Raw genomic sequence first — 13,441 nt, 5'->3', positions numbered from 1 at the left:
ACCGACAGTGAACGCTGCTTCATTTCTAAAATCTTAACGTGCCTTATGCCACGCCGAGGCACTGATCGATGGGAAAATATGGGCCAGCCGCCACATCTGAGCCGGCGTATACTGGAACACCACTGCCGGCAGCAACGTATTGATGGCATCTTCAGCTTGGGCACTGAATTCCGTGGCGCCGACAAGATGATGATCAGCGTCATAGATCAGTACGTTATCGCCCAGTGTTTCCTGATCAATTTGACGGTACCAATCATCTGGAATATGATTGCGGACCACTTGATAATCGCCCTTGGCGGCTTGTTCCGGAGTCACGCCGACTTTGGCGATTCGCGGCGTGGTGTACACCGTCGACGGAATGGCCGGATAGTCGATGGGCGCGGTGGTTTGGCCGCTGAGCAACTGAAACAGGTAATAAGACTCAAAAGTGGCGGTGGGCGTCAGCTTGGGTTGCGGTTTGTCGAGCACATCACCGGAGGCATAGATATTGGGCGCCGTAGTTTGGAGATGGTCGTTGACCGTAATGCCGTGGGGCGTCGCGGCGACGCCGGCGGCCTCTAAGCCGATCTCCTCAATGTTGGGTACTCGGCCGGTGGCGTCGAGTATCCAGTCCACGGTCTTGCTCTGGCTTTGACCATAGTGTACGGCAATGCCGTCGGTGATTTTCTCCAGACCAGCGACTTGGGCATTGGGAATAAACGTGATCCCACGCCGTTCCATATCTGCCATGACTTGCCTGACGAATGGTTGATGGAACTCCCGCAAAGCTTGGTCACCGCGCATGAACACGGTAACCTCCGCCCCCGCCGCGTTCGCAATAGTGGCAAATTCCATGCTGATGTAGCCGGAGCCGAGAATGCCAATGCGCTTGGGCAGCGTGGTCAGGTCCATGAACGCCCGACTGTCATGGGCCAGCTCATCCCCCGGAATTGCCAAGCGATGCGGCCGCTGGCCAGTGGCAATGACGATTTTATCCGCCGTGTAGGTCTGGTCGGCCACCTCAATCGTATGGGCGTCCGTCAACCGGCCGCGGCCGTTGATCATGGTCACGCCGGCACCGGTCAATGCATGACCAATAGCGTCGGGCAACGGTTTGATCACATCTTGCTTGTGGGCGACCAAATTGCCCCAATTAATGGTCACTGCGCCATCCACGATGCCTTGCATCCGTTCGGCGGCCCGTTGCAAAACCACCGGCGCGTCCAGCGTAATCTTGGCGTTGCAGCCGTAGTTTGGGCAGGTGCCGCCGATCATGTCGCTTTCGATGACCCCCACTCGCTTCCCTGTTGCGGCCAGCGGGCCAGCGCCGTCAAAAGCGCCGTGACCGCTGCCGAGATATAACACATCGTAATCGTATTGAACCATTCAGAGAGTCCTCCTTTTACTGCGTGCGTTACTGCGTCAGGTGCTTACTTAAGTATAGCAGAGCGGCGCAATACTCGTCATATTCGTCAATTCTGAGGAAATAGCGCCCCGGTTAATGGGACACTGGTGCACGACGCTGCCGCAGTGTGCCAAACACATCGATAAGCCAAGCCGCGATGAGTACACCCACTGCCCAGCCCCACTGGTGCATGATGTTTTGATAATTTGTTAGGCCCCAGCGCGCCAGCGGCGTGGCAGACCGGCTGCGGCTCACCTGATAGGCAGTGACTGTTCCGTTAACTGTGAGCCGCATCTGCCGCAGCAAGGCTGGCGCTGCCTGGTTCAGCCATTGCTCACTGGTTAGCCGCCCCTGCAGTACTTCACGCCAGGGCGTGCCGATGCCGCCAACGCAGCGGAACAGGGTGACCTCAGCGGGTTGATGCGGACCCGGTACGGCCAACAACTCACTGTGCCGGTCCGTCACCACCCGATTGCTCACCGCCGTATAGGTCGCGAGATGAACAAAATCAGTAAGATAGATGTGCTGGCCCGGCTTGACCGCTGTCATCGGATTCAGCAACGCTTTCTGCCCGCTTAAATTGTGGGCGGCAACCACGTAATTGCCTTGACCCAGCCGCTGATTGCGCCAATATGTCCCCACCCCGTTCAATAGGGCGAAGTCGCTGGTGCCAGGGAAAATTGGCAGGATGATTTTGGCCGCCGGGATGCAGACCAGCCCAATCGCTTGCTGGGCGGTATACTGATCGGCTTGAATCAGGGCTTGGGCATAAGCTGGATTATGCCCCCGGGCGAGGGTGTGGGGATAGGCTGCCTGCGTAATCAGCCGGTGCCGGCGGGCGGTCACCGCCCTTTGGTTTCGACCGACTATCGCCACAGGCGGTATTGAGCGCTGCTGGGTCAAGTGATAACCATACAGCACGAGGCCGGCCCAAACACAGACACCGCCGATCAGGATGCGGCTCAGCCATTTGATCCACCGCACGTTACGCGCCGGCTTTCTTCTTGACGATCACGGCCAGACTGCCGGCCGTCATAATGATGCTGCCCAACAGTAACAGGCTGGCAGCACCAGCGGCTGGGAAGCTTGGGGTCACGGGCGTATGCCGGGGGTCTTCAATTTTTACGACCGCCGGATCGGCTGCTTTAATTACCGCCCCAATCACTTTAATCGGCTTTTTAATTAAGCCGTAACCTGCTGGTGCCTTGGTTTCGACCAGGTAATACGCCCGGCTGAAGTCTTTTTGCACATCCTGCTGATTGTCCGCCTGCTGGGCATCTTTGGTTTTCAATCCTTGGAAGGTGACCAATCCGGCTTGATTCGTTTCCTGGGTCAGCGGCTGGTTGGCCGGGTCGCCATAATGGTCGTCGCCGGGATAGACATAACGCCCTTCCGGTGTCACCTGGATATAATGCCCCGTCCGGGCATTTTCTGCCGTATCGGCGATGGCAAATGTCGCTCCAGCCAACGCTGCCTGGTTATCTTCCTGACTGACTTTAGTCGCGCCGACGTTGACGAAGTAGACTTTTGGCACCTTAGGCGTCACCGGTGTATTCGGCGGGATCGGTTTATCCGGAATCGGCGGTACCTGGGGATCATCAGATGGCGGTGTGGTTTGACCATTGATCGTTACGGTAAATTTATTGTCAATTGGCCCATAGTTCCCCTTATCCAGCACATGCTTATTCACTTTGGTCCCTAAGTCCGTGACCAGCACCACCGGGTGCGCTTGCTGAGTGTCGGCTTTGGCATAAGCGAGCGCATTACCGCCGGCATCGAATTTCGTCGGACTGAAGGTCACGCTGGCCGCCAACTTTTGGCGCCCGGCCGGGGTGAAGGTGATCGTCACTGTGCCGCCCTGACCCGGTGCCGGGGTCACGGTATAATCCGTCCCCGCCGCCAGGTCCAGCTTGACCGCGTCGTGCAAGGTCGCGACTTTATCTGCAGAATCGTAATACCCTAAACGGAATCCTTTGATTCCCGAGAAATCCAGGCGCGGGTCTAATTGATCCGTCATGATGAAGTCTTTAGCTGCGGCGATATTTTGAGCAATTCCCGTTTCCAGATTCCACGTCACGTCATGGCCGACGGTGCCGGTGGTGACCTTTTCAGTGTCATCGCCAGTCTGGCCATCGGTGTGATGGCCCGTGTTCACCGTTTTATCCAGCGGTACCCTGGTCGGCTTGCGCTGGTAGAGGGCCAGAATATATTGGTCATGGTGCTTGTACCGACCGTCAGTCCGGCGATTCAGCCAATCGGCAGTTTGATATGGTGCTAGGCGGCGGGCATCGGCCGCGCTGTCGATTTTGACAAATGTATAGACTTGCTGGTGATCCGTAAATTGCCGCGGCACCCAATCTTCCCCAGCTGCTGTTTTGCCCGCCACGTTGAACGGTTCGGCCAGTTTGATTTTGTCCAGGCTGGCCCCTTCTGGATATTGCCAATCTTTATCCGCCCGAAACTGCAGCTTAGGGCGGCCCTGGTCGTCTAAGGCCAAATTGCCCGCTTGGTCGGCTTCAGCATACAGGACGTGGACCGGCCGCACCCCACTGAATTTGACATGGGCCACGTTCGACGGCTTTTTGTCATCCACAAACGTGAAGGTATCCGGTCCTTCTTGAATCCGCTTGGTCGCCACGAGCCACGCCTGATTAGCGAAGGTGTACTCGCCGGTCTGGGCATTGTAGTGACTGGCAATGTCTGCCACCGACTGGTTTTTATCGGTAATCGTGGCCGTGATGACCAAAGAATAGTTGTGCCCATAGAAGCTCTTGGTAAAGTCGTCAGTGTGGTTATTCAGCGTGGAAGACAGCGCCGACGCGATAATGTGCGGCTGGCCATCACTACCCAGCTGGGTGCCTTGAAAGTCGAACCAATCCGTCACATCTTTCTGGGTGTCTTCCTGAATAACCCGAATATTAGCCCCTGGCTGCTGGCCCCACCAGGTACTATGCAACTGGACAGCAGTCGTCATCGGCCGGGGCAAGTCGTCGATAAATTGCACCTTGCGTTCGGCATTCTTATAGACCCGCACGGGTACGGTATATACGGCCCGCCACTCAATCTGCCGGTTCACCAGCTTCTCTGGGGACAATACACCTTGATCAGTCACCGCCGGCTTGCGTTCAGGCAGAATCAAGCCAAATTTGACCGGCGGCGGAAATTCCACTGGGACTAAGCTGCGCGGAAAGTAAGGAACCTTGGAGTGGGACGCATTGATCGATAAATACAAATCATGGGTCGGCTGATAAGTGAAGGTGACCCAATGATTCTGATCCGTCGCGGCCGCGTCCGGTCGGCCCAGCAAACCGCCGTGCCAGGTGGACCCGAAGAATAGTTCATGATCGTTGACCACGCGCCCGGCAACGGGGTCTGAATGATCGGATATAAAGGGAAGAAAGCCCGGTGAATAGTTGGTTACATACACATTATTCAGTTTGGCATCGGATTTGACGTCCACCGATTCATCGTTGTCGATATCCCCGTATGTCAGCATTCCAGCCACTTGGGCCGGCTGTACCACCGCCGGATTCACTTGACCATCCTTCAGCGGGGTGCCCTGACCAGCATAATCGTTATTGAAGACTGGATGACTATAGAACTCAATGCGGATAGTGGCCGGCCGATATCCGTAAGACTGTGGTAACGCCAGTGATGTCGTGGTGCCGTCGTAAGTATGGGCCACAGACAGCAGATTCGAACCGATGCTGCGGTCAAAGTTCAACTCGCCGCCCGCCGGATCGTCGGTGATCACCGAATTTTGGCCAAACCAGGTTTTTCCCAGCGTTTGCAGGGGCCAAATCCCGCTAGGTTGAGAATTCACGTGTTCAAAAGTCTCTTTAATGTCGATGGCCACTGGTGTATTCGATCCCGCGGGGGTATAGAACCCGACGTTCGTGTAATACAAGTAGGGATGGCTGGCATCAATGTCAGCCTGATTAAATACTTGGTGTGTACGCCAGGTCGATTGCCGCTGAGCGCGGCCATTTTGCACCAGGTAGACTTGGGTTTGGGAAGTGAAATTCGGGATAAAGCTGTAATCCCCTTTGATTGCTTCGGCCTTTTCAGCGTCTGGGACGACAATGGTCTGCGGATGGTGATCGTCTTTCAGCGGCGTATTTGCCGTGGGATAATCTCCGGCTTGCCAGTAGCTGGGCCAATCGGCGACCGCTGCTTGAACAACTGGCTGAGCGATTAAGGCAGCGCCAACCAGACTGAGCAATACTCCCCAAAGGATAAGATATAAGCGTCTAATTTTGGTCAACTGAGCGCCTCCTTCGTATATCATGCAGCACGAACCCGCGGCCAATGAGCCCGGCCAGCAGCAAACCGCCGATGATCACCAGCGGCCAAGGCGGCGTGACGCTGGCCGCCGTTTGCAGGATGGGTTTGGTCCCCACTGCCGGGCTAACGGACGGCTGCCCTGCGCCGGTGCTGCCCGAGATAGCCGGAGCGGCGGGGCTGGGGGACACCGGCGGGGTGGTTGGCTCTGCCGGCACAGTACGGATTGGTTTTGCGGTGATGGTCAATTGGCTGCCCTGGGCCATGGCCGGCAAGCTGATCAAAAACGGCTTCAGCGTTGCTTGATACTGCGGCGATCGTTCCTGCGTGACGACATAATCCCCCGCTGGCAATTGCCACTGCACCAGACCAGCCGTGTCTGCAACTTGACGTTGGGCTGGGCCCAATACAGTGTAGGTGCGCGCGTCGGCGGCCGCCACGGTCTGAGTGCCCGCCGCGTGAATCGGCACCAGCGAGAATGGCACGCCCGGCGCAGCTTGCTGATCAATCGTGCGCGCGGTGAGCTGCACATGATAAGTCGGTGCTGGCGGTTGCGGCGCAGATGTTCCAGCGGCGGCGACCGGTAATGGCCCGAGCAGGGTCCAGAGCGCGCCCAGCATAATCAGCCAGCGCCAAATGGTCTTCATTTCTTTTTCCCCCTCAATTTCTTGTGCACATAACGTAAACTGCCCACCCCGGCCAGAAGGACTAACCCCAACAGCAGCAGGTGATCAATGGTCCACCAATCCCGAACAGCGACGGGCTGGTGCTCATCCCGAGGATGATAGGGCACCCGGCGGCCAGTGACCAGCAAGCGATACGTATTGATACCAATCGGCCAGCACGTGAGCAGGGTCGCTTCGTCTTGCCCGACCACAATATTGCCCTGAGTGATTTGCTGCGGCCGGGCCCGGCTGATCTTGGTAATTTGGTACTTCAAAGTCCGGTTCAAGACTTGAATGTAAAACGTATCGGTGCGCCGCAGTTTTTCAATATTGGTAAACAGTATCTGCCCGGCGATGCCGCTGTGGCCGGTAATGATCGGCCGATTGCTCATACCGCCAATGGGCAGTGACGACCGCGGCCAATGGCCGATACCCTGTTCAAGAGTGTGGGCATCAGTGCCATGACGAATCGGCATTTTCAAGTGAATCGCCGGGATCGTCAGCGTGGCCATGGTCCCTTGGGCATCCAGCCAAAGAATCTGCCGATAGCGGTAAGCTGAGCGGGCGGTCTCATCGCCTTGCTGGCGACGGCGCACCATGGCGTTATAACTGATCGCCATCTGCCGCTGACGGCTGATCGCCGCAGCACTCATCTGGGCCGTTGCGCGGCTGTAACGCACCGTGGCCTGCCCCCATTGCGCAGCCGTTAATTGGTCCGCAATGACCACATAGAGGGCCGCGCCGACGGCCAAACTGAGCAGCCCCCGATAAAGCCAGCGATAGACGCGCTGCTTTAGGGAGCGGCGGTGTGATCTTCTCATCGCAGTGTGCCCCCCTTCTTATGGTCCATGCGCGATCGTGGCCGCATACCACCCCAGAATTGCCATGATTATCGTGCTGCGTCACTCTTGCGCTTAGCGACAAAGGCTAATCCGCCGGCAGTCACGATAATCACGCCGACAATCAGCAGTCCTTGACTCCCAGTAAGGGGGAAATCCGGTGTAACCGGCGTGTGCCGCGGATCCTCAATTTTCACGGCCGCTGGATCAGCCGCTGCGACCGGGTCCCCAGTCACTTCAATCGGTTTTTTAATCAGGCCGTAACCCGCGGGTGCTTTGGTTTCAACCAGATAATACGGGCGGCTGAAGTCTGCTTTGACGTCTTGTTTATCATCTGCCTGTTGGGCATCCTTGGCCTTCAAACCTTGGAAAGTAACTAGCCCATCAGCATTCGATTCCTGGGTCAGCGGTCGGTTGTCTTGATCGTCATAATGGTCGTCACCAGGATACACATACGTCCCGTCCGGTGCCACTTGAATATAGCGGCCAGCGCGGGCATTTTCTGCCGTATCGGCGATGGCAAATGTCGCTCCGGCCAACGCCTTGGCATCTTCTTGACTGACTTTCGTTGCGCCGACATTAACGAAGTAGACCTTCGGCACTTTAGGAATCACCGGCGTGTCCGGCGGGGTCGGTTTGTCCGGAATCGGCGGCACATGGGGATTGTCAGACGGCGGCGTGGTCTTGCCGTCAGTGGTGACCGTGAATTTGTTGTCGATTGGGCCGTATTTTCCTTTATCCAGGACATGCTTGTTCACCTTGGTCCCTAAGTCCGTGACCAGCACCACTGGGTGTTCCTGCTTGGTATCCGCCTTGGCGTAAGCGAGCGCATTACCGCCTTCATCGAATTTAGTCGTACTGAAGGTGACGCTGTCCGCCAACTTCTGGCGCCCCGCCGGGGTGAAGGTGATCGTTACCGTGCCGCTTTGGCCCGGTGCCGGGGTCACGGTGTAATCTGTCCCCGCCGTCAGGTCCAGCTTGGCTGCATCATGCAAGGTCGCTACTTTATCCGCCGGATCGTAATAGCCCAAACGGAACCCCTTGATTCCCGAGAAATCCAAGCGCGGGTCTAATTGATCCGTAATGACGAAATCTTTGGCCTTGGCAATATTCTGGGCAATGCCATTTTCCAGGTTCCACGTCACGTCATGGCCAACCGTGGCCGTGGTGACCTTTTCCGTGTCATCACCATCCTTACCGTCTTCATGGTGGCCGGAGTTGACCGTTTTATCGATGGGAATTCCTTTATCGATATAGTTCTTCGGATAAACGTGCACGTCATAGTTCAGTTGCGTGCCCTGATCAGTCTCGCCATCTTTATCCACGTGATGGACCGTTAACGGCACCGCAATAAAGAATGGCGCCGCCATCTTCAATCCCTTGGTCGCGTCCGTTTCCTGCTCAGTCACGAGATACGTCCCATCGGCCGGGCCAAAATTGAGCGATGCCGTGCCGTCCGCGCCGGTCGTCATCGTCTGTACGGCAAACGTGCTATCCACGGTGTAGGATCCGGAATTGTTGGGATCCAGTTTCTGCCCAGATACAGGCTCGATCTTTTGAACCGTAAATTTCGCTCCCGCCAGTGGTTTGGCCTGTGCGGGCAAGTTCTTCGCGTCGTCGATGCTCCCATTGCCCGGCATCAGCTTGCTGGTATCAAAGTCCTTAGGCAATTGGTATTTATGGATCGTCAACTGTCGATCAGTCGTTTTATCCGGAATGGGATTGTTCGAAATCTGATCCGCATCCACCAAGCGGACGACCGGTCCAGCGGCAACGAGTGTCAACGCTGCTGGTGCGGCCAAGGTAATGGCCAGTGCCCCGCTAATGGCCAAGCGATGATAGAAATGTTTTTTCATAATACTGATTCGTCCCCTTCTCCTAGTTGCTTATGTACCGGTCCAGTGATTTCGCTGGCCCAGTATAGCGATACAACAACACACGTTATCCACTTCTGCAAAAATGATAAGTTATGCATCATCTCCATCTCTCTTAACGTGTATCTATTGTATTCATCTTTTGCTGCCAATAGACATAAAAAACGACCTATCTTCGCTTGAGATTAGGCCGTTTATATTAATTTCATGGATGGAATGGTATCCCACTCAAATTCAGACAGTAAATTAGCTAATTACGCCGCAGCTTCAGTCTGCGATATTCAGTCGGAGTCAGCCCAAAGGCGTGCTTGAAGGCTTTGGTTAAGGCATAGGGATAAGAAAAACCAACTTTAGCCGCAATCCAACTGAGCGGCTGTTCCGTGGTTTGCAGCAGCTGCATGGCCTTGAGTGCCCGGATACGAGTGACGTATTGCATCAAGCTCAATTGGTACGTGGCCTTGAACCGATTCGCCAGGTGCCGGGTGGAGTATCCGCAGGCTTTAGCAATCTGATCGCGATGCAGCGGCTCCATGTAGTGCTTCAAGATGTAGTCCACTACTTCGTATAATTGCGGGTGGCTGCACCGATTCGGAATATATTGGGTGTCTGGTGCCCGCCGCGCGGAGAAATTCTTGAACAACAGGTATAGGATCTGATAGCAGAGCGCCTGCTGATCAATGCGAAAAAACGGGGGCTCGCCCTGCTCCAATTGATAAAACAAGTCGAATGCCTGATACAACTGATGGTATGCACTCTGCTGTGCCGGGGTCCTTTCATCACTTGGAGCCAGCGATACCACCAGCGCGTTGTAATTGGGAATCAAAGCATAGAGCCGCTCAATCGGGTATAGAAAGGTGATAATTCGGTAATCAGCTTCTGCATGGCAGAGAATTTGACCGGCGTGCACTGCAAAAGAATTAATCGCCAACGCGTCACCAGCTTGCATCAAATAGGTTTGCCCAGCCATGTAAACACTAGCCTGTCCACGCAGCACACAATTGACTTCTAATGCCGCATGCCAGTGTTTCGGGACCGGTTCAACATCTTTCTTGCCCTCGGAAATAATATACTGCACCGGTAAATTGCCAAGAACCGGTACATCGACCAATTTATGGATGTAGGTCATGGACTGCCACCCCTTCTTGCTCTGACCGCATTAGCGTTGGGTTGCCGTCGTTGTAGTGATCAGCCCAATAGCCCAATTCTGCCCAGGTTAAGGTGCCCGGAGCGGTCACGCATTGGGCAATGGCATATTGCATCGCTCGTAAATGCATTGCTCTGTCCCCCCTCTCAATAGCCGGCCTTGAGATTGATGGGCATCCTGGTATAGCTGCTGTAATTCCTCTTCTTCCAGTTTTACAGACATGCTCCTTTACCCCCTTACTCACACCGTGACTTGAACTGCCTTCATTGTAAGGGAATCCGGAATCGTACAGACTGAAAAAAAGGTCCCTGTTGTCTCGCTTTTGAGCGCTGACTGCCGGAGTTCAAAAGGTTAACGTTGCCGCCAGCAGCTGATGATCGGACAAAATACGCGAGGGGACGCGAACTTGGCTAAGCTGAATATTTGGGGTCACCAGAATATTATCAATGGCAAACGACTGCATCCCCGCGTCCCGGCCGTTGAAAGTATCAAACCAGCCGCCGGCCCCGCCATTGGCCCGGCGCAGGGCGGGATCAAAATAATCCCACTCTTGGTGGCTTTGATCCATATTAAAATCACCAAACAGGACTTGCCGGGGAATCGGGTCCGCGTGCATCGCCGCGGTCAATTCCGCTACCTGTAGTTGCCGTAGGGCCGGTGTTTCAAACGACAAGTGGGTATTGTAGACGGACAGCGGGGTCCCAGCAACTTCATAAACGCCATGCTGGTACACTCGTTTCTCCTCGCCAAAATGAGCGTAGTGATGATTGGTAACATTCAGCAGTGGTTCACGGGAGAAAAGGGCAATCCCGTAATCCCCGCCCATGACTGGGATGGCGGGGGCAAAGGCGGCGTGGTAGCGGGTACCAGCGATGGCCGCCGGCATATCATAGGGATTGCGGCGGGTATGGCGGTCAACTTCCTGGACACCGATCAGGTCGAGGTTTTCTTCCGTGAATAGGCGATTGATGGCTTGCGGGTCCGGGTTTTGGCCGGCGGCAATGTTGTAGGTGGCGACACGTAATGTGGGCATTGAAATCACTCCATTTCTTTATTCAGTATACCGTTTCAATGCTTCTTCAAGGTATCAGAAAAGCCTGCCCGCACGTCATTATGGCGTGTGAGCAGGCTCGATGTTGCTATTATTATTTTCTAGAAAGAAAAGCAAACTGATCCGCTGGCTGCCAAATATACTCATCATCACAAATATACCCCCGCAGCCAAAGCTGCCCGCCCACGTTGCGCAGGTAGTAGCCCTTAGGCTGCCCGGGATCCGGATCGGCCACCGGGGAAGCCACCGTCACGGCTCCCTGGGGTGCCTCGTGCCGGTGCAGGTCGTGATTGGTGCTCTGACCTTGGTCACGCCATTGGAGCCGCAGATCAACGGCCAGTTCCAGGGGACATAAAGTCAAGCCGCTGTTCTCTGCTTGGGCGAAGATAGCCGGCAAGTTGGCGCCTTTAGGCAACCCCAGCTCGGCAACGGTGATAAACAGTACGGTCGCCGCGTGCGGCTCTGGGGAAATCGTAAAGCGTGGGTCATCGAACAGCGCATCGGCATGGGCGTTGCACTGAATACCTGCTTGATCAAGGGCTTGGCGCAGGTTATCTTTTGTGTGCCCGCCAGTGGTGATTGACATGGCCGGAAACTGTGCTGGATTCAGCATCGCGTGCTCCTTTCGAAACGAAAAATCGGCATCTTCCTCTGGCTGCGAAGCTCTGGGAAGATACCGATTGTACCACGCAACATGCCTTATTGGCTGCACCGGTACTTCAAAGTGGTCTAAGATTGCTCGGTTTAGATTAGTCGGCGGACTTGAGTTTGCAGCGCGGGGACAACTTGTTCCGCAAACCATGGATGATGGTTCATCCAACCATAATTGAGCGGTGATGGGTGTACTAATGGAAAATAATCTGGCAGATACTCCGCATAATGTGCCACCGTGTCCGTTAATGTCTTTTTCCGCCGCCGGCCCAGATAATACCGTTGCGCATATTGTCCAATCAGTAAGGTCAACTGAATATGCGGCATCAATTCCAGCAACGGCGGGTGCCATTTTTCAGCAAAACCCTTGCGCGGCGGCAAGTCGCCCTGCTTGCCCTTGCCAGGATAATAAAAGTCCAGCGGCAGCACAGCAATTGCCCCCGAGTGGTAGAATTCTTCGTCTGTCACGCCCATCCACTCCCGCAGCCGCCTGCCGCTGGCGTCGTCCCAGTAAGTCATTGCCTGTTGTGCTTTGCGGCTGGGGGCTTGGCTGACCAATAGGATCGTGGCTTGGGGTTCAATATGGTACAGAGGTTGGATGCCTTGGTTCGTAAACTCACGATTCTGTGGATCGTTTTGAATAGCAGTAAAGATGTCAGTGGCATTGGACATAAAGCGTTTCCTCCTCTATTGCACCAGAAAATACTACGATCAAGACCTGTATAATACAAGCGACGATCGTCGGTTTAGGTCCTACGCTTTTTCCTACGCTTGTGCTCCCACAAACAGCTACGTACCAATGTTTCGAGACACCATCGGTTCAAAATCCCGCGCTTTTTCCTACGCCTTTTCCTACACTCCTACGCCAATCGCTCCTACACTAATAATTCCTGGCCATACCTTTTTTAGAATTGTAATCGTCGTATTCAAGCGAGACTTGCTGGGACGTATCCTCTACTCTGCTAAATATCTAGTATTTACTGATGCGCCAAGGACAGAAATGCTCCCTTCACGACGAAGAGATTTCAAAGCAGCAACCACCTGATCACGCGTTAATCCAGTCTTGGCCTGTATTTCTAACCGCTTCAATGGTCTATCGCTTAATTTAAGTACCTCTAACACTTTTGACTTGTTGAGCTCTGTTATACGGTTGTTCTGTTCGCCCCTCATGATAGACTCTTGTTCAGTTATCCGTACGTAATTCTGGTTTGGCAATACAACTTTAAACGAATGCCGGATTTAAAATTGAAGTGCAACACCGATTGAGTTAGACCAATCGACCGGGTTGATTTAACAAAATAGGCCATGAAGACCTATCCTTGAAGCGACTAAACTACCAAGAAAGGTGACCTTCATGACCCACAATCAGTCTAACAGTCTCGGCTCGTACACTCAACTCACAGAGGGCGAGCGCGGAATAATTGATGCGCTTTGGCACTCCCATGAATATTCCATTCGCGATATTGCACACATCATCCATCATTCCCCTAGTACGGTAAGCCGTGAGCTTAAGCGCGGCCGAGTCCAGCAACGGGATTCGAATTATCATTAC

Annotated in this window: 12 protein-coding genes; 1 reads left to right on the top strand and 11 read right to left on the bottom strand. The window is 54.6% G+C overall.

The window, feature by feature from the left end; genetic code table 11:
- Positions 1 to 33 precede the first annotated feature (33 nt).
- The 11 genes from H627_RS0103650 to H627_RS0103600 all read right to left on the bottom strand — a co-directional run bounded on the left by H627_RS0103650 (position 34) and on the right by H627_RS0103600 (position 12,561).
- Positions 34 to 1,365: a dihydrolipoyl dehydrogenase family protein gene (locus H627_RS0103650; protein WP_027827840.1), complete on the bottom strand. Its 1,332-nt coding sequence runs from the start codon at positions 1,363 to 1,365 to the stop codon at positions 34 to 36.
- Between the two features lie 112 nt (positions 1,366 to 1,477).
- Positions 1,478 to 2,368, bottom strand: a complete 891-nt coding sequence (locus tag H627_RS0103645) for a class A sortase (protein WP_027827839.1) — start codon at positions 2,366 to 2,368, stop codon at positions 1,478 to 1,480.
- 1 nt (position 2,369) lies between these two features.
- Positions 2,370 to 5,648 (bottom strand): SpaH/EbpB family LPXTG-anchored major pilin, encoded by a 3,279-nt coding sequence (locus tag H627_RS0103640; protein ID WP_027827838.1) that lies wholly within the window; start codon positions 5,646 to 5,648, stop codon positions 2,370 to 2,372.
- Positions 5,635 to 6,312, bottom strand: coding sequence for a hypothetical protein (locus tag H627_RS0103635; protein WP_027827837.1), 678 nt, complete (start codon positions 6,310 to 6,312; stop codon positions 5,635 to 5,637). Before H627_RS0103635 ends, H627_RS0103640 begins: the two co-directional genes overlap by 14 nt.
- On the bottom strand, positions 6,309 to 7,151 hold the full coding sequence (locus H627_RS16830) for a class C sortase (protein WP_081674618.1): 843 nt from the start codon (positions 7,149 to 7,151) through the stop codon (positions 6,309 to 6,311). Before H627_RS16830 ends, H627_RS0103635 begins: the two co-directional genes overlap by 4 nt.
- Before the next feature lie 68 nt (positions 7,152 to 7,219).
- Positions 7,220 to 9,025, bottom strand: a complete 1,806-nt coding sequence (locus H627_RS0103625; protein WP_027827836.1) for a SpaH/EbpB family LPXTG-anchored major pilin — start codon at positions 9,023 to 9,025, stop codon at positions 7,220 to 7,222.
- Between the two features lie 268 nt (positions 9,026 to 9,293).
- Positions 9,294 to 10,169, bottom strand: coding sequence for an AraC family transcriptional regulator (locus H627_RS0103620; RefSeq protein ID WP_027827835.1), 876 nt, complete (start codon positions 10,167 to 10,169; stop codon positions 9,294 to 9,296).
- Positions 10,153 to 10,317 (bottom strand): hypothetical protein, encoded by a 165-nt coding sequence (locus tag H627_RS19960; RefSeq protein WP_155827894.1) that lies wholly within the window; start codon positions 10,315 to 10,317, stop codon positions 10,153 to 10,155. Before H627_RS19960 ends, H627_RS0103620 begins: the two co-directional genes overlap by 17 nt.
- 213 nt (positions 10,318 to 10,530) lie before the next feature.
- Positions 10,531 to 11,220: an endonuclease/exonuclease/phosphatase family protein gene (locus H627_RS19070; protein ID WP_027827834.1), complete on the bottom strand. Its 690-nt coding sequence runs from the start codon at positions 11,218 to 11,220 to the stop codon at positions 10,531 to 10,533.
- A gap of 112 nt (positions 11,221 to 11,332) precedes the next feature.
- Positions 11,333 to 11,851: a hypothetical protein gene (locus H627_RS20590; RefSeq protein WP_226999199.1), complete on the bottom strand. Its 519-nt coding sequence runs from the start codon at positions 11,849 to 11,851 to the stop codon at positions 11,333 to 11,335.
- Between the two features lie 131 nt (positions 11,852 to 11,982).
- Positions 11,983 to 12,561 (bottom strand): uracil-DNA glycosylase family protein, encoded by a 579-nt coding sequence (locus tag H627_RS0103600; protein WP_027827832.1) that lies wholly within the window; start codon positions 12,559 to 12,561, stop codon positions 11,983 to 11,985.
- A 682-nt stretch (positions 12,562 to 13,243) separates the two neighbouring features.
- Between H627_RS0103600 and H627_RS19595 the strand changes: the two genes are divergently transcribed.
- Positions 13,244 to 13,441, top strand: a 198-nt coding sequence (locus tag H627_RS19595) for a helix-turn-helix domain-containing protein (protein WP_155827893.1), incomplete at its 3' end; no start/stop codon positions are given.

This window comes from Schleiferilactobacillus harbinensis DSM 16991 (genome assembly GCF_000425885.1).
Lineage (GTDB): Bacteria > Bacillota > Bacilli > Lactobacillales > Lactobacillaceae > Schleiferilactobacillus > Schleiferilactobacillus harbinensis.
This window is presented reverse-complemented; position numbering and strand designations above follow the sequence as displayed.

Excerpts from the sequence above, each read along its gene's own strand:
- H627_RS16830 (WP_081674618.1), bottom strand. The coding sequence starts at position 7,151 with ATGAGAAGATCACACCGCCGCTCCCTAAAGCAGCGCGTCTATCGCTGG.
- H627_RS0103625 (WP_027827836.1), bottom strand. The coding sequence starts at position 9,025 with ATGAAAAAACATTTCTATCATCGCTTGGCCATTAGCGGGGCACTGGCC.
- H627_RS0103635 (WP_027827837.1), bottom strand. The coding sequence starts at position 6,312 with ATGAAGACCATTTGGCGCTGGCTGATTATGCTGGGCGCGCTCTGGACC.
- H627_RS0103600 (WP_027827832.1), bottom strand. The coding sequence starts at position 12,561 with ATGTCCAATGCCACTGACATCTTTACTGCTATTCAAAACGATCCACAG.
- H627_RS19960 (WP_155827894.1), bottom strand. The coding sequence starts at position 10,317 with ATGCATTTACGAGCGATGCAATATGCCATTGCCCAATGCGTGACCGCT.
- H627_RS0103650 (WP_027827840.1), bottom strand. The coding sequence starts at position 1,365 with ATGGTTCAATACGATTACGATGTGTTATATCTCGGCAGCGGTCACGGC.
- H627_RS0103620 (WP_027827835.1), bottom strand. The coding sequence starts at position 10,169 with ATGACCTACATCCATAAATTGGTCGATGTACCGGTTCTTGGCAATTTA.
- H627_RS19070 (WP_027827834.1), bottom strand. The coding sequence starts at position 11,220 with ATGCCCACATTACGTGTCGCCACCTACAACATTGCCGCCGGCCAAAAC.
- H627_RS20590 (WP_226999199.1), bottom strand. The coding sequence starts at position 11,851 with ATGCTGAATCCAGCACAGTTTCCGGCCATGTCAATCACCACTGGCGGG.